The organism is Gemella taiwanensis (genome assembly GCF_054054385.1).
The window spans coordinates 25906-42496 of the sequence record NZ_JBSMTL010000009.1; the positions used below are offsets into that span (position 1 = coordinate 25906).

Here is a 16591-nt window from a genome sequence, read left to right on the forward strand (position 1 = left end):
CCACAAAATGTATTAGATTAGTAATGTTTAACCTTTTCTAATAAATAACATAATGGCGACAATGAAATACAATAAGTACACGGGAACCGCAACTTCTGTCGCCATTCCAGCAAGCATAATAGCCAAGAATAAAAATAGTACCCCTGAAAAGATTCTATGTTTCATCGTAAAAGTCGCTAATAATGCTATAAGTGATGTCAGTAAGACTGAAAATTTAATAAATTTTATAAGAAATTCAACCATTTCATTAATATCTATTCCTGTATAAAGAAAAAAAGCTTCTCCGGATTTAGATAACGTTAAACTAATAAATTCAGGAGTTAAAAATATTGCTTCCATCTGTCTTTGAAAAAATCCCGTATACATTAAGACTACCACTGAAATCATCATAATATTCGCAATCCATGCTAGTGTTTTTTCTATTTTTCTGCTCCTTTGTTTCATAAACTTCTCCTTTATTTCAATTAACAACTAAATTATATCATAAATAATTATGGTTTATATAGATTTTTTCAGATATTCTAATTCTTTTCAAAGTTAATTCTAGAACCATCAACATCGCCTTTCTCGATACCACGAATTTAACAAAAAACCTAAGTAGCAAAATACTACTTAGGTTTCTTATTAATTTTTTCATTTCTGCCCCGGAATTGGCTGTGACTTGATTCGGTTACAATTTAATTCGACTGTAAACCCATTTGACTATAAGTCTATTTGACTGCAAACCAATTCGTCTATAAAATAATTTGTCTGCAACCCTAATTGAGTTACAAACCTATTCGGCTGAGAGTCTTATTGAATGCAGGCCAATTTGAATACGAGAAGCTTATCTCTATCTAATTGACTACGAGCCTATAATTTTAAACCCTTAAATACTATCTTCCACGACGTTTTGCATGTGGAGCAGCTTTTCTTACAGGTTTGTGATTTTGTTGAACAACAGGTCTGTGTACTGCTGGTTTTTGAGCTACTGGTTTGTGCGCTACTACAGTAGGTCTTTGAGCTGGTTTGTGTGTAGTTACTACTGTATGTTTATGATTTGTCACTACTGTGTGGTTTGTAGTTGAAGAATGACTTACAGACCCTGAAGCAACTAGTTGTTTGTGAACTTGAGTTGTAGCTACTACGTGAGCTTGAGTTTGAGTAGTTACATATGCGTATGTTTGAGTGTACGGTTTGCTAATTTGGCTAGCTGGTTTTTTAGTGAAGTACACTTGGTATACTAATTCTTGATCGTAGATTTTGTTGGCTGCGATTTGATTTTTACTTTCATTAGAAAAATTACGTTTTGAAATATTATATTCATTAGCTAAGTTTTGAGGAAGAGAAATTGTCGCAAATACATTCTCATCTCCTGATAATTTTGCACTTTCTGCTAATTTTTTGTTAGTTCCTTCTTCAAGATAATCAACTCTTACATTAATTTTTTTGTTTGCAGCTTCTACTTTTGCATCATTTACATTAGCAAATGAGAAAACTAGTAATGCTGGTAATACTGCTTTTAAAAGTTTTTTAAACATAGTTTCTCCTTAATTTGTTTTTTTCAGAATTGATATCTAATATAAATACGTATCTTTACCGGAATTAATAATATCATAAATAGAAATTTACGTCAATCATTTTCCGAAGAAATTTTATTATTTTACAAAGTTTTATACGTATTAAAAATCTCTATTCAACTTCAATTTAAATCTAACTTAAAATATACTTAAAATATTGTCAAAATAGCTTTATATTTAAATGAGCATATATTTATTTTTCGATAGAAATAAATAAAATATTCCACTATTAACCATCTTCAAAATAAGATAATAGCAATTTATTTAATAAATATATGTTAATTAGTTTTCACTGATGTTTTTATAGTATACAAGCAAATTTTTCCATGCCCCGATTTAGTATACAACCCCAAAAAATCGAGGTAGAGATTACTCTCATACCTCGATTCATTTTTAATAGTAGTAAAGTTATCTTACTTTAATACTATTTGTTTTTACGTTTTCTGATTGCTGCTGCAATTCCTGCAAGTAATACACCGAATCCTGCTGCCGCTGTGTTAGATGTTTCGCTACCTGTGTTAGCTAAACGTTTAACTTGTGCTTTAGGAGTAGCTGCTGTTACTTTTCTAAAGATGTGACGTACATTTCCATTTTCGTCTACTACAGTTCTTACGAACTCGTATCCTTCAAATGTTCCCTCACCTTTAGCTCCATTTTCAGATGGTTTTAATGGGTTACCATTTTCATCTGTCCATGTTGTAATGATGTTTGTAGCTGGGATACGTGTTGATTTCTTGAAGATGTGACGTACATTTCCGTCTTCGTCAACTACAGTTCTTACGAACTCGTATCCTTCAAATGTTCCTTTACCTTTAGCTCCATTTTCAGATGGTTTTAATAGGTTTCCATTTTCATCTGTCCATGTTGTAATTACTGCTGCTGGAGTTGGAGTTGTTACTTTTTCGTATACGTGTTCAATATCTCCATTTGGAAGAGTCTTAGTTTCTACGAATTTGTATCCTGGGATATCTTTCTTAGGTTGTTCACCAACTTCTGTTGTTGTTCCTGGGATCACGTTTCCGTCTTTATCTTTGAACACTGTGTTTACTTTTTCGTATACGTGTTCTGTATCTCCATTTGGAAGAGTCTTAGTTTCTACAAATCTGTATCCTGGGATATCTTTCTTAGGTGTTGTTCCTTCCTCAGTTGTAGTTCCTGGAATTACATTTCCATCTTTATCTTTGAATGAAGTCTTAACTTTTTCATAGACGTGTTCTGTATCTCCATTTGGAAGAGTCTTAGTTTCTACAAATCTGTATCCTGAGATATCTTTCTTAGGTGTTGTTCCTTCCTCAGTTGTTGTTCCTGGGATTACATTTCCATCTTTATCTTTGAAGAATGTTTGAACTGGAGCGTAAGTGTGAACTGTATCTCCTTTTGAAGTAGTTGTTGTACTTACTAGTTTGTAACCTGGAATGTTCTTAGGATCTTTTGTTCCTTCTTCAATTTCAGTTCCTGGAATTGGGTGACCAGCTTTATCTACGAATGAAGTTGTTACTTTTTCGTATACATATTCTGTATCCCCATTTGGAAGTTTCTTAGTTTCTACTACTTTGTATCCTGGAATGTTCTTAGGATCTTTTGTTCCTTCTTCTGTTGTTGTTCCTGGGATTGGGTTACCTTTTCTATCTACGTGTTTAGTTGTTACTGGTTCGTAGATGTGTTTAGTGTTACCTTTTTCATCAGTTTCAGTCTTAACTAATTTGTATCCTGGAATAGTTTCTGATGGGTTTTTACCATCTTTAGATGGAAGTAATTCAGTTTCTTTACCGTCTTTCCCTACTACTACAAATTTAGTGTCAGGACGAACTGTTGGTGTGTAAGAAGCTTTGATTGTCTTACCGTTCTTATCTTTACGTACAACTTCTACTGGAGTAGCTGTTCCTACGAAGTTTGGTTCTGGAGTGAATGTCACTTTACCATCTTTGTCGATTGTGTAAGTTCCTTCTCCTGGTACTTTCTTCTCAGTTGTTCCATCAGAGAATGTTGGAGCTACTGTAGTGTCTACATCACCTTTGAATACTGGAGTATTAGATTGAGGTTGTCCTTTAGCACCTTCAGAAACTACGTTTTCTGTAGTTGTTTTACCTAATACTGTTGGTGTGTATTTAGCTGTTACTGGTGTTCCGTTTTCGTCAACACGTTTAACTGTTACACCTTTAGCTTCTCCTACGAAGTCTGGTTCTGGAGTGAATGTTACTTTACCGTTCTTATCGATTGTGTAAGTTCCTTCTCCTGGTACTTCTTTCGTAGTTGAACCATCTTCAAATGTTGGAGCTACTGTTTCATCGATTGGTACTGTTACAGTCTTACCGTTTACTTTAGTAGTTCCAGCTGTGAATACTGGAGTTTCTGATTGAGGTTGTCCTTTTTCACCGATTGATGTTACGTCTTTACCTGTTGGTGTTACTGGTAATACTACTGGTGTGTATTTAGCTGTTACTGGTGTTCCGTTTTTATCAACACGTTTAACTGTTACACCTTTACCTTGACCTGTGAAGTCTTTTTCTGGAGTGAATGTTACAGTTCCGTCTGGAGCTACTGTGTAAGTTCCTTCTCCTGGTACTTCTTTCGTAGTTGATCCATCTTCGAATGTAGCTGGTTTAGTATCATCAAGTTCTACAGTTTTTTCTACACCGTTAACTGTTGTTTTACCTGCTTCAAAGGCTGGTTTACCTTTTTGAGTTGCACCTTGTACATCAGTAGTTATTACGTCATCTGATGTTGGTGTTACTGGTTTAACTGTTGGTGTGTATTTAGCAGTTACTTCTGTACCATTTTTGTCAGTACGTTTAACTGTTACACCACTAGCTTTACCTGTGAATTGTGGTTCTGGAGCGAATGTTACTACACCATTTTCAATTGTATAAGTTCCTTCTCCTGGTACTGTTACTGAATCTACTGATTCTCCTGTTTTCGGATCTACTAATTTAGCTGGTTCATCAGATAATTCTACAGTTACATCTTTACCGTTAACTGTTGTTTTACCTGGTGTAAATACTGGAGTTCCAGTTTGTTTAGCACCTTGTACGTCTTCAGATACTACGTCATCTGATGTTGGAGTAACTGGTTTAACTGTTGGTGTATATTTAGCTGTAGCTGGAGTTCCGTTTGTATCTTTACGTTGAACTTCAACACCTTGTGCTTTACCTGTGAAGTTTGCTTCTGGTTTGAATGTTACTTCACCAGTTTCTGGGTTAATTGTGTAAGTTCCTTCTCCTGGTACTGTTACTGATTTTTCATCAGTCGGTTCACCAGTTTCTGGATCGATTAATTTAGCTGGTACTTTTGGGTCGATTGGAGCTTTTTCGTGACCTTCTGTGAATGTTGGAGTTCCACTTTGCTCTTGACCTTGCGCACCTTCAGAAGTTGTTCCTTTAGCAGTTGGTTTAACAGGCGTGATATTTGGAGTGTAAGTTGTTGTTACAGCTGTTCCGTTTGTATCTTTCGCTTGAACTGTTACTGGTTTAACTTCTCCTGTGTAAGTTTTGTCTGTTGGAGTGAATACTGCAACTGGATCTTTACCATTTTCTTTAACAAGAGTGTATTCACCGATTACATTACCTTTAGGATCTTTAGCTGGTACTTTTTCAGCTGGTTGTCCATTTTCATCTAATAATGTGTAAGTTGTTGGATCGATTGCTATAGTTTCTTCAGTTTTAACTTTAGTCATTGGGTCTTCAACTTCAACTACCCCACCTTTGAATTTAACTGGTTGGCTTTGAGTTTGACCTTGAATGTCTGAAGTTACTGATGGTTCTGCAGTTGGTTTAACACCGATTACTACCGCTGTGTATTTACCAAGTGCTGGAGTACCGTTTTTATCAACACGTTTAACTGTTAATTCAGTACCTTTACCTATGAATCCTTTTTCTGGTTCAAATGTTACAGTTCCATCTGCAGCTACTGTGTATTTCCCTTCTCCTGGAATTACTTTTTCTGTTGAACCATCTTCAAATGTTGCTGGTTTAGTTTCATCGATATCAACAGTTTTTTCAACACCGTCAATCGTTACTTTACCACCGATGAAGTTTGGTTTACCAGTTTGTACTTTACCTTGAATACCTGCAGTTTCAACTTCTGTTCCTTCTGGAGATGCTGGGTGTACAACTGCTGTGTATTCTGCAGTTACTGGTGTACCGTTTTGATCTTTACGAACAACTGTCATTGTTGTTCCTTTACCTTTGAATTGTGGGTCTGGAGTGAAGTGTACTGTTCCATCTGGATCTACTGTGTACGTTCCTTCTCCAGGAATTGTCTTAGTAGTTGTTCCATCTTCGAATGTTGCTGGTACTTTATCGTCCATTGGTACTTCTACTTCTTTTCCGTTGATTGTAGTTTTACCAGGTTTGAATTCTGGTTTACCGCTTTGTGGTGCACCTTGAATATTTTCAGTGAATGTATTAACACCTACTGGAGTAACTGGTTTAACTGTTGGAGTGTAAGTAGCCGTTGTTGGCGTTCCATTCGCATCTTTCGCTTGAACTGTTGCTGGTACTGGAGCACCTACGAAGTCTTTGTTTGGTGTGAATGTTACTTTACCTGTTGTTGGATCGATTGTGTATGTTCCAACTTCTTTTCCGTTAGCGTCTTTCGCTGGAATTGTTGTTGCATCAGTTGGTTGTCCAGTAGCTGGATCGATTAATTTAGCTGGTTGTTCAGCATCGATTTTCATAGGAACTTTAGCATCACCTTGAGTGAATGTTGGAGTTCCTTCTTGAGGTTGTCCTTGAGCACCTTCAGATGTTACAGGTTTTCCTGTTGGTTCTACTGGAGTAATTTTTGGAGTGTAAGTTGTAGTTACAGCTGTTCCATTTGTATCTTTAGCTTGGATAGTAACTGGTTCAACTTCTCCTGCGTATGTTTTATCAATTGGTGTAAATACCGCAGTTGCTTTACCGTCTACAACTTTAAGTGTGTAAGTACCGATAACATCTCCTGCTGGGTTTTTAGCTGGTACTGATGTCGCTGGTTGTCCTTTTTCATCTAATAGTGTGAATGAGTTAGTGTCAAGTGGCACTTCTTTTTCAACACCGTTGATTGTTGCTTTACCAGGTTTGAATGTTACTTCTTTAGATTGTTCAACACCTTGTACGTCTGTTGTTTCAGCTGGTGAAGCAGTTGGTGTTACACCTACGATAGTTGGAGTGTAAGTTGTTTTAACTTTAGTTCCATTTTCGTCTTCTGCTTGAACGTTAGCTGGTTGTACTTTACCTTTATATTCTTTGTTAGTTGGTGTGAATGTTACTTTGTTAGTAGCTGGGTCAATTGTATATTCCCCTACTTTGTTTCCTTCTGGATCTAAAGCGTCTACTGGAGTACCTGCCGCTACTGGGTTACCTGAAGCATCAAGTAGAACCGCTGAGTTAGCTTTAATTGGCACTGATTTTTTAACACCTTCGATTGTTGTATCACCAGGTGCAAATGACACAGTTCCATCTTGTACTTCACCTTGGATACCTGAAGATTCCGCTGGTGTCGCTGTTGGTGTTACACCTACGATGTGTGGTGTGTAAGTAGTGTTTACTTTAGTTCCGTTTTTATCTTCTGCTTGAACTTTAGCTGGGGTTACTTTACCAGTGTAAGTTTTGTCAGTTGGTGTGAATGTTACTTCTCCTGTTGCTGGATCGATTGAGTAAGTACCTACTTGAGTTACTCCATCTTCAGCGTATGCTGGAGTTGTTTGTCCTGGTTGAACTTCATTTCCTTCTTTGTCTAGAAGTTTGTGAGAGTTTTCTTTAATTGGCACTTCTGCATTTCCTGCTGTGAATGTAGGAGTTCCTTTTTGAGTTTCACCTTGCACTCCTGCTGAATCTGTTGGTTTAGCTGTTGGTTCTACAGCTGTTACTGTTGGAGTGTATTTTGTAGTAGCCGTAGCTGTTACATCTTGGCCATCTTTATTTTGACCTACTGGTGCTGTTAATGTTATATCAACACCTGTTGCAGTTCCTTTGAATGTTGGAAGTGGTTGGAAGGTTACTTCACCTGTTGTTGGGTTTATAGTGTAAGTTCCTTCTCCATCTACAGTTACAGAGTCAACTTTAGCTCCAGTTTTTGGATCTACTAGTTTAGCTGGGTACTGTGCACTTGGTGTTACAGGTGTAGCATTATCTGTTCCAGCATCAGTTTTGAATGTTGGAGTTTTCTTCTGTTCTTTACCTTGAATATCTGTTGATCTTTCTGGATCTGCAGTGATTTCTTTTGGAGTTACTGTTGGAATATAAACAGCATCCATAGTTTTAGTTCCAGTTGTGTGTGTACCATCGTTGATGTTTTCAAGACCGTTTTGTTCTGTTAACGCTGTCCATCCAGTTGATTGACCATTTGAGTCTACTGCACGAAGTACGATACCATCAGCTTTACCTACGAAGTTAGCTTCTGGAGTGAATGTGATTTTGTCGTCTGTTACTGTATATGTACCTTGACCTGCTTTAGTAAATGTTTTTGTTAATGTTCCATCAGGGTTAACGATCATTACACCTTCAGATTGAACCTTCTTAGTAGTTTCTGCACTGATTACGTTACTTTGTTCAGTGTAGTGAATTTTACCGTAAGAGTTGAATGTAGTTTTACCGTTGTTAGAACCTAAGTCAGATGCATCGTCACCTGAAGGACGCGTTCTGAATTCGATACCAACTGATTGAACTTTACCTTGTTTACCTGTAGTTTCTTCTTTATCTCCACGTGGTGGGTGAGCTACTTGAATTTGGTTATCTTCAACTTCCCCAGAGTATGCAATTCCTGCAGCTTTTTCTACTTGAGCTTCGTCTTTTGCGATACGAACACGGAAGTTTACAACATCTTTTCTAGTGTCGATTACTTGAGTGTTAGTAAATGTTAATTCTACAAGTTGGTTATTTCCATTAACTTGTACAATATTAGATTGTTCACCTTCATCGAATTTACCATTTCCATTAAAGTCGATAAATCCACGAACGTAAGCTGGTGCAACTGTATCTGTGTACTTATCATTACCATTTGCTGAAGCGTAAAGTTTTACTTTATAAGTATTATCTGGACCTTGGATGATTTTAACCTCTGGTTGTCCTGTATCTACGTTAGTGTGAACGTGTTCTTCTGAAATTAATTGATCTACACCTTCATCGCCAGTTTCTGTTGCATCATCAGAACCTATTCCACGTACTCTTGTACCTGGTGCAGAATCGATATCCGCTTTTACTTTACCTAAGTATGGTTGTTGAATTTGTTTAATTGTTTTTGTATCATGATCAATAGATTGAGTTCTTAAGTAGTGTTCAGCCATTCCATAAGATTCTGGAAGATCTCCAAAGTCAGAGAACTTAATACCAATCATAGAAGATTGTTGTCCAGAAGACATGATATAAAATCCTACTTCAGTTACGTTTGCCGTAGATAATACTGGCGTTCCAGATCCATTTTGATTTATGTAACCCCCAAACACTTGTGAACCTAGACCTGCAGTAGCTGCATCAGGAGTCGCAAATTTTTTACCACTTAGAGCATTATAGAATTTTTCATCTTGCCATTTAAGGATACCAGTTTTACCACCATTCATATCTTTAAATTGATCAAGAGGCTTATAGACATTTTTATTTGTTTTATATCCAACAATCGCTGCAAGATCCCATGGAGTACCGTTAGTTGTGTAAATTTCAGACTCAAGAGGTCCGATATCTTCCCCAGAAGTCATAACGATACCAGGTTTTACAGGTTTACCATTATAAGTCGCTGTTACATCGAATTTAACCCCAGCTGCTTGACCATTTTTAGGCTGTCCTGCAGGGTTTGTTCCTGCGATTGTTGTTTTAGCTGTACCAGTTGTTATACCAGAATTAGCAACGTGAGTATATCTATTTTGAGGATTAGCTCCAAGTCCTGTTGCACCATTTTCCGGATTAAATTTATTTTCTTTATCCGGTTGATAAGAACTTTCTAAATCAGTTCCAGCTACACGGTTTTTGAATATTTCAGTTGATTCGAACGGTTTCAGTTCTTTAACTTTCATAGTAACGATATAACCAGGAATCAATTCTTTTGTATATGTAGAACCAATTTGAAGTTGGTTAGAGGCCGTTAAATTTGTCCATGCACTCGTATCTCCAAAGTCTAGCCATTGGATTTGGTCATTTAAGTCTTTAATTTCTTTTAAGTTATCTTCCTTTGTTTTAACTTTGATATCTGATAATGAAGAATATCCATGATCTTCTAACCATTTTTTACCTGTTTCAGTCGAAGCATCTTTAAGAGTTGTTGTAGTTGCTTCCGCTAATACTACGTCGAATTTACCGTTACGTTTAGCTCCAGCATTCTCTAATTGAGTATAAACAGCTTTGATAGAGTTGCTTAATTCTGCTAAACTTTTAGCGATTTGTTCTGTAGTCGCTTTGTCATTTCCTAATAATTCTTTAGCTACTTTTAATGCTTCTTCGTTTTTCACTACTGCAGCTTGTACTGCTGGTTTTGCTTCTACTTTTAAGTCTTTTTTGCTTAATTCAGTTTTAGCAAGTGTGTTAGTTACTTCTGCTTCTGAAGCTACTTGTGTTAATTCTTTTTTAGCTGCTGCTACTTCTTTTTCTTCTTTAGTAGCTGTTGCTTCTTTAGCTTTTTGTTCAGCTTCTTTTTTCTCTTCTAATTTTTTGTCGAAAGCTTGAGCTTTAGCTTCTGTTACTACTTGGCTTAAAGCTTGAACTGCTTGAGCTTGTGCATCTACTTCTGCTTGTGTAGCTGCTTCGTTAGCTAATACTGCTTTAGCTGTTGCTAATGCCTCTTTCGCTGCTGCTACAGCTGCTTTGTCAGCGTCTTGAGCTGATTTTAATTTTTCTTCTAATGTTGCAATACTTGCTTTTAAGATTTCTTTTTTAGCAGTTGCTGCTTTTGGAGTTTCTTCTTTTGCAACTTCTGCTTTTGGTGTAGCTTCAGTTTTTGGAGTTTCTGCTCCTACTTTTTCTGCTACTGCTGCTGCAACATTTTCTTTTGTAGTTTCTTCAACAGGTTTTGCTTCTGCTTTTGGTGTAGCTTCTGCTTTTCCAACTTCATTTGTTGTATTATCTACAGCTGTGTTGTTTGATACTTCTTCAGCAGCTTGTACTGCTCCAGCACCAAAAAAGATACTCGCACCGATTACTACTGATGCAGTACCGACTTTAAACTTCTTGATAGAATAAGATTCTACTTTTGTACCTTGTTTGGTATCTTTTAAATGTTGATTATTTTTACCTACCATTATATTCCTCCTTGAAATTCTTTTAATACTTTACCTTGAATAGCCGATTATTGAATAACTTATCTTAAGTCTCCATAGAAATAAAATTTTCCATATATATCTTCTCGGTTGTGTTGTTATTAAGATAAACAACTCCCTCACCTTATATTATGTTCTTTGATTAATATATTCAATTTTCTGCTATTGTGTACCTTTTTGTTAATATTAGTAAACTAATGATGAGATTCACACATTGAAGCTCATAAATTATTTTACCTAATTTTTATTTTTTTGTCCATAAAAAACCTCATAAATTCTCAAAATATTTTATAATATTTCACTTTGTTAATTTTTAATTTATTTTTATATAATCTTTTTTATAACTCACCTTGAAAAACACTGTTGTAATAGGGTTTAATATCCTGTTTTCATTATTTACGAAATCTACAGACTTTCACAAACATGTTATGCATTATAACTAAAATAATTCTTTTTGTAAAACAATACATTCTGTATTGTTCGTCTACTTTTGTAGGTGTTTATCAAGTTCTTAAATTGAGGGATATTTTACTATATTATGACTATAATAAATCTTCTTTAATCTTATTAATTAATCATATATTTTATTTTAGGGATTATAAAAATCTTTAATAAAATTTAACATGATTCATCTTATTATTTACTATTTTTATATAAATCTGTTATAATCATTATCCCCGCCAACCCCCTTACATTAAATTACTTAATTTAAAGGAGTTAAAATTATGAAAAGATATAAAATAGATAATAATCATGTAGTAGACGTACCAGATGAGGTATTCTCAGTAATTAGATATTATAGTTATAAAGAAAGATATCTAAAAATGAAAGATGCCAAGCACAACATCATACATTTCTATGAATTCGATACTGAAGATAGCGACGGGGAAAATCTCGTAAGAGACCCTTCTCCATTGCCTGATGTATTAATTATTACTAATGAAACTTATAATGAATTGTATAATGCACTAGCTACATTATCGATAGAAGATCAACTTCTATTGTACAATTTATTCGTAAAAGGGGAATCTTTAAGGAGTATTGCACTTAGGGAAAACAGCAGTGCTATGGCAATCAGTCGCCGTCGTGACAAGTTGCTCAAGAAGTTGGCTATAATTCTTATTCAGTATAAGATTAAGAATTAGTACAGTGTGAACTTTGTGTGAACTTTTACACAAAACCTGTTACAAAGTTCAAAAAAATCCACTATTAATAGTGAAGAGGATTTTTCGTAAGGGGGTATATTTATTTATATTTTATAATACTAAAAATCCAACCCATCTTTTCTTTCATTTCATAATTTACTTTCTATTACCGTCTTCATAGAGATATTTATGTAGGGAGTGGCTATTAAGGAGGGAAGTAATTATGAGACAGTACTATTTGACTGATAGGGAGACTGAATCATTTTATGAATTATTAGAAATTAAAAAGAACTTAATAACTATGGCTCTTTATAAAGTGAAGATACCAAGAAAACTTCACCATGAATTTTACAGTTATGGTTTGGAAGGTTTATTAGTCAGTTTTTTGATTCTTAATGAAGGGAAAATTGAGGAAAAGGATTTTGATCGTTTCGCCTTCGTTACTATTAAAAGAAAATTAATCGATGAGATTCGCTATAGAAATAAAGAGAAAAGCATACCTCTAGATATTTTCGATAACAACAAATTGGATGCGACAGATGACAACTACTCATATGTGTATATTCAGCTGTTCGAGTATTTGAAGAACACCTTAGATGAACAGGAACTTAAGTTTTTCTGCGAGTTTATAAAGTCTCTAAATATGAAGCAAACCGCAGAAGCTATGAACATTTCGTTACGAACAGCATATAGAATCCACAAACGAATTAAGGGAGTTTGTGAAAATTTTTTATTAAGTTAATATTATAAATATCCGCCACTCTCTACATGAATATCAACGTCTTTTTATATAATTTACAGCAAACACAAAGACACCCTCGAAAATTATCGGGGGTGCCTTTTTTTTGTTAGAGTTTAGTTTAGTAGGTTTTTTTGTTTAGATTTCAAATTAGTTTTTGTCGTTTTTACGACGAGCTACCGCTAGTAATCCACCTAGGATCGCTAATCCTAATCCTGCTAAGCCAGTATTAGTTTCAGTTGTACCTGTGTTTGCTAGACGCTTTCCTAGTTTAGAGTTTGCTTTGGGTGCTTTGTCAGAAGCTCCATTGTTTTCACGTGAAACGTTTGTAGAGTTATCTTCTTTATTTCCACCATTTCTGTTAGAACCTTTAGCTATTACTAGTTTTTCTGCTGGGATTACTATTACTCTTCCATCTGGATATACGATTGTTGTTTCTCCAGTCGCTGAAACTGTAATCTTAGCTTCTTTTACTTCTTCAGTTTGTTTTGCTTCAGTTTTAGCTTTTTCTTCTTCTTTTTCTGAAGTTACTTTCGCATCTGATTCTACTACTGTAGAGTTTAATGCTTCAAGCACTGCTACTTGCGCATCTACTTCTTCTTGAGTTGCATCAGCTTTTGCGAATGCTGCTTTAACTTTTGCTAATTCTTCACGAGCAGCTTTTACTACTGCTTCATCAGCATTTTTAGCTGCATTTAGTTTTTGTTCTAATTTTTCAATTGTTGATTTTAAAGCTGTTTTATTTGCAGCTTTTTCTTCTTTAGTTGTGTTTTCTTTTGTTGTTTCTTTAGAAGCTGCATCTTTTGTGCTTTCTACTATTTTAGTTTCTACTTTTACTACTGCTGTTGTTACTGTACTTTCTTTAGCAGTTTCTTCTACTTTTGCTGCTTTTTCAACAGCCTTAGGTGCTTCTTCTGTTGTCACTTTTGTATCTGTGTTTGTTGTGTTTTGTGTTGTTGTATTGTCAGATACTTGCTCGCTAGCTTGCGCTACTGTTCCTACTCCAAAAAAGATACTAGCACCGATCACTACTGATGCTGCACCTACTTTAAATTTCTTAATCGAGTAACTCTCGACTCTTGTACCTTCTTTGGTACTCTTTTAAATATTGGTTGTTTTTTCCTACCATTATTTTCCTCCTATGGTATATATTGTAATACTATTAATCGTGAATATTTTGACATTCACCTATATAACAAAACTTAATTAATAACAAAACATAAAAAAAACATAACATTCCTGTTACATTTTTCATAAACCATATCACTCTTCTATAAAAACTCGAATATAATATTTCTCCAAATACAAATTAACCTCTTACTCTTATTTATTAATTTGTATATATTTTTTACTAATTTTGAAATTTATCTTAATTCTAATTATTGTTTTACCAAAATATTTTCCTTATGTCTACTAATTTCTCTATATTTTTTTCTATCAATCTTTAAACTTCTTCTTTTTTCTACAACTTTTCACCTTCAATAAACAGCTTAAAAATAACTTTTATAATAAAAGTAACTTGCAAAAATCAACTTTCGTAATTATTGTAACCAACATTAGTTAGAGTTAAATTTTTTTTGAAAATTTTTTTCGGATTTTATGTTTTTTCATGAAATTTAGCTGTTATAACAGTTTTTACAAATAATATAACAACTTATACAATTACCTTTAAACCAACATTTAAACTGTGAAAATCAATACAGAATACAATAACTACGTTTTACTTAAAATATACTTTAAACAACTTAAAAAAAAATAAATATTACTTAAAATATACTTAAAATTCACTACTCCACACCTTTTTTCCATTCATTTTGGTTTTGAAATTTATGAATCTTATTCAAGATTAATTATTTTCATTTTCACAAACTCCGAAACTTATATTTTTTATAAATTTATCTACTTAGACAAATATCGTAAAGTATTTAACTTTGCCTTATTACGGTTTTGTTACTATTGACCAACACCAAGACCTATGATAGAATGAAAGCGTGGAATATTATACATTTAATTGTTTTTTATGTGTAATATGGAGATAATTTTTAAAAATTTGCTTAACGACAATCAAGCAAGCACTTTTAGTCAAATTTTATAAAATTTCACCACAAAATACTTGAAATAATCATTGTACATGAGTTTTGCATTCAAGAGTGTATCACTCATTTTAAACAAAAAACTAAAATACGAACACGTATACCGGAGGGTTATATGATTACAATTGAAGATATTAACAAAGTTATAGAAAAAATTAAAAATGAACACACAAAAGAATATATCGGAATTTCTATCAACGGAGATAGAGGGCTAAACGTTAGCACAAGTAAATTCGGAGGCGTTCCTTACATTGCACAGGATGCAGAAGCACCAGTAGATACAGAGGGTAATCAACTTGCACTACTAGCTCAAATTAACTGCACAGAACTACCAGAAAATGATATTTACCCTAAAGAAGGATTGCTACAATTCTGGATTTCACGCGATGATTCTTTCGGACTAGATTCTAAAGGAACTAATGTCGTAAAATATATTAAAGATATAGATAAAAACATAACAAACGGGGATGTATTGAACAAGTACCACCTTCCTAGCGAAGATAACGATGAGGAATATTCTCCATTCCAAGAAAAAGATGCATCATTTGCATTAACATTCAACAAAGGAACTTCAACGATTACTGCTACAGACTTCTTATTTGAAGGCATCGCAAAAGACGCTATCCGCGAACTATTCCCAGATGAGCAGGTAGAAGATTTATATGAAAATCTTGATAGAGAAGTCTATGAAACTCTATTTAAGGCTTTCGAGGGAGTTAAACACGCAATAGGTGGTTACCCAACATTCACTCAATGGGATCCACGTGACCCTGAAAATAAAGAAGCGTACGACACATTACTTCTTCAAGTAGAAAGCGAATGGGATGCGAACACGAAAGATAACCTAATTATGTGGGGAGATTCAGGAGTTGCAAACTTCTTTATCAACAAAGAAAAATTAGCAAACTTAGATTTTGAAGATACATTATTCAACTGGGATTGCTTTTAATTAAGACTGGGATTGCTTTTAATTAAGACTCTCTGTTAAATTCGGAACATAGAGAAAAAAATAATGACCACCCCTGAAAAGGGGTGGTTTTCTCTTCGGGTATAACCCTTTGTTACTAACACGCACCTCAAGGCGCTGGCTTTCACATTCGTTCAAGCCCTATTGTATTTTGATGCCCGCTACCCGTTAAACGGGTTTATCTACTTTTTGTTATTTCTAAATGGATTTGTATATTCTTTTATTGTCAATTTATCTATTGAAATGTCATGCGTTTCTTGTTCTCTGATATATTTTCTTATTGTACTTTCATTCAAACCTACAGTACTTACATAGTATCCTTCTGCCCAAAATTTTCTATTCCCATACTTATATTTCAAGTTTGCATGCATATCAAATATCATCAGTGAACTTTTTCCTTTCAAATACCCCATAAAACTTGATACACTATATTTCGGTGGTATTGATAACTGCAAATGTATATGATCTGGCATTATATGTCCTTCTATTATTTCCACTCCTTTATACTTACATAACCTTTTTATTATATCTACTATATCTCGTTTGTATTGATTAAATTCTATTTTTCGTCTATACTTAGGGGTAAATACAATATGGTATTTACATAACCACTTTGTATGCAATAAACTATTATGTTTATTTGCCATAATTAAAATCATCCTTTCTTTATTTTAGAGCTTGAACTACTCTTATTTTATCAAGAAAGGATGATTTTTCAATTGTTTAACTTTTATCTCGCACCCGCATAGCGGGTGGTTTTTTGTTTCGGAGACTTTGCCTCCTCAACTGGCTAAAGCCATTAATATAAAAATATCTTCCTGGATTTTTACCAAGAAGATATTAACTTAACATATATTTATTTATC

8 protein-coding genes and 1 pseudogene are annotated in these 16591 nt (G+C 34.3%); 3 read left to right on the forward strand and 6 right to left on the reverse strand.

Translation table 11 applies throughout. The features are described from left to right. Positions 1-27 precede the first annotated feature (27 nt). From ACWOA3_RS06815 to ACWOA3_RS06825, 3 genes are all read right to left on the reverse strand, one after another. A complete protein-coding gene (locus tag ACWOA3_RS06815) occupies positions 28-444 on the reverse strand; it encodes a hypothetical protein (RefSeq protein WP_456884929.1) in 417 nt (138 codons plus the stop codon). Positions 445-875: 431 nt separating this feature from the next. Further along, positions 876-1520 carry a hypothetical protein gene (locus ACWOA3_RS06820; RefSeq protein WP_456884930.1) on the reverse strand — a complete coding sequence of 215 codons (645 nt, stop codon included), beginning with the start codon at positions 1518-1520 and terminating at the stop codon, positions 876-878. A gap of 463 nt (positions 1521-1983) precedes the next feature. After that, positions 1984-10764, reverse strand: coding sequence for a YSIRK-type signal peptide-containing protein (locus ACWOA3_RS06825; protein WP_456884932.1), 8781 nt, complete (start codon positions 10762-10764; stop codon positions 1984-1986). A gap of 743 nt (positions 10765-11507) precedes the next feature. Here ACWOA3_RS06825 and ACWOA3_RS06830 point away from each other — a divergent pair. Further along, the gene (locus ACWOA3_RS06830) at positions 11508-11927 is read left to right on the forward strand and encodes a sigma-70 family RNA polymerase sigma factor (RefSeq protein ID WP_456884934.1); all 420 of its coding nucleotides are present in this window, start codon (positions 11508-11510) and stop codon (positions 11925-11927) included. A gap of 223 nt (positions 11928-12150) precedes the next feature. Then, positions 12151-12669 carry a sigma-70 RNA polymerase sigma factor region 4 domain-containing protein gene (locus ACWOA3_RS06835; RefSeq protein WP_003147692.1) on the forward strand — a complete coding sequence of 173 codons (519 nt, stop codon included), beginning with the start codon at positions 12151-12153 and terminating at the stop codon, positions 12667-12669. A gap of 147 nt (positions 12670-12816) precedes the next feature. Here the strand turns inward: ACWOA3_RS06835 and ACWOA3_RS06840 are convergent, their stop codons facing one another. Next, positions 12817-13590 (reverse strand): LPXTG cell wall anchor domain-containing protein, encoded by a 774-nt coding sequence (locus tag ACWOA3_RS06840; protein ID WP_456884960.1) that lies wholly within the window; start codon positions 13588-13590, stop codon positions 12817-12819. A 60-nt stretch (positions 13591-13650) separates the two neighbouring features. Next, positions 13651-13743 (reverse strand): annotated as a pseudogene (locus tag ACWOA3_RS06845) (YSIRK-type signal peptide-containing protein); the annotation flags it as partial. A 1131-nt stretch (positions 13744-14874) separates the two neighbouring features. Here ACWOA3_RS06845 and ACWOA3_RS06850 point away from each other — a divergent pair. Further along, on the forward strand, positions 14875-15708 hold the full coding sequence (locus ACWOA3_RS06850; RefSeq protein ID WP_456884936.1) for a YwqG family protein: 834 nt from the start codon (positions 14875-14877) through the stop codon (positions 15706-15708). A 200-nt stretch (positions 15709-15908) separates the two neighbouring features. On the opposite strand, the gene tnpA is transcribed toward ACWOA3_RS06850, so the two are convergent. After that, a complete protein-coding gene (gene tnpA, locus ACWOA3_RS06855) occupies positions 15909-16373 on the reverse strand; it encodes an IS200/IS605 family transposase (RefSeq protein ID WP_456884938.1) in 465 nt (154 codons plus the stop codon). Positions 16374-16591: the final 218 nt, after the last annotated feature.

Coding starts and splice junctions, on each gene's coding strand:
- tnpA (WP_456884938.1), bottom strand. CDS start 16,373: ATGGCAAATAAACATAATAGTTTATTGCATACAAAGTGGTTATGTAAA.
- ACWOA3_RS06820 (WP_456884930.1), bottom strand. CDS start 1,520: ATGTTTAAAAAACTTTTAAAAGCAGTATTACCAGCATTACTAGTTTTC.
- ACWOA3_RS06830 (WP_456884934.1), top strand. CDS start 11,508: ATGAAAAGATATAAAATAGATAATAATCATGTAGTAGACGTACCAGAT.
- ACWOA3_RS06850 (WP_456884936.1), top strand. CDS start 14,875: ATGATTACAATTGAAGATATTAACAAAGTTATAGAAAAAATTAAAAAT.
- ACWOA3_RS06815 (WP_456884929.1), bottom strand. CDS start 444: ATGAAACAAAGGAGCAGAAAAATAGAAAAAACACTAGCATGGATTGCG.
- ACWOA3_RS06835 (WP_003147692.1), top strand. CDS start 12,151: ATGAGACAGTACTATTTGACTGATAGGGAGACTGAATCATTTTATGAA.
- ACWOA3_RS06825 (WP_456884932.1), bottom strand. CDS start 10,764: ATGGTAGGTAAAAATAATCAACATTTAAAAGATACCAAACAAGGTACA.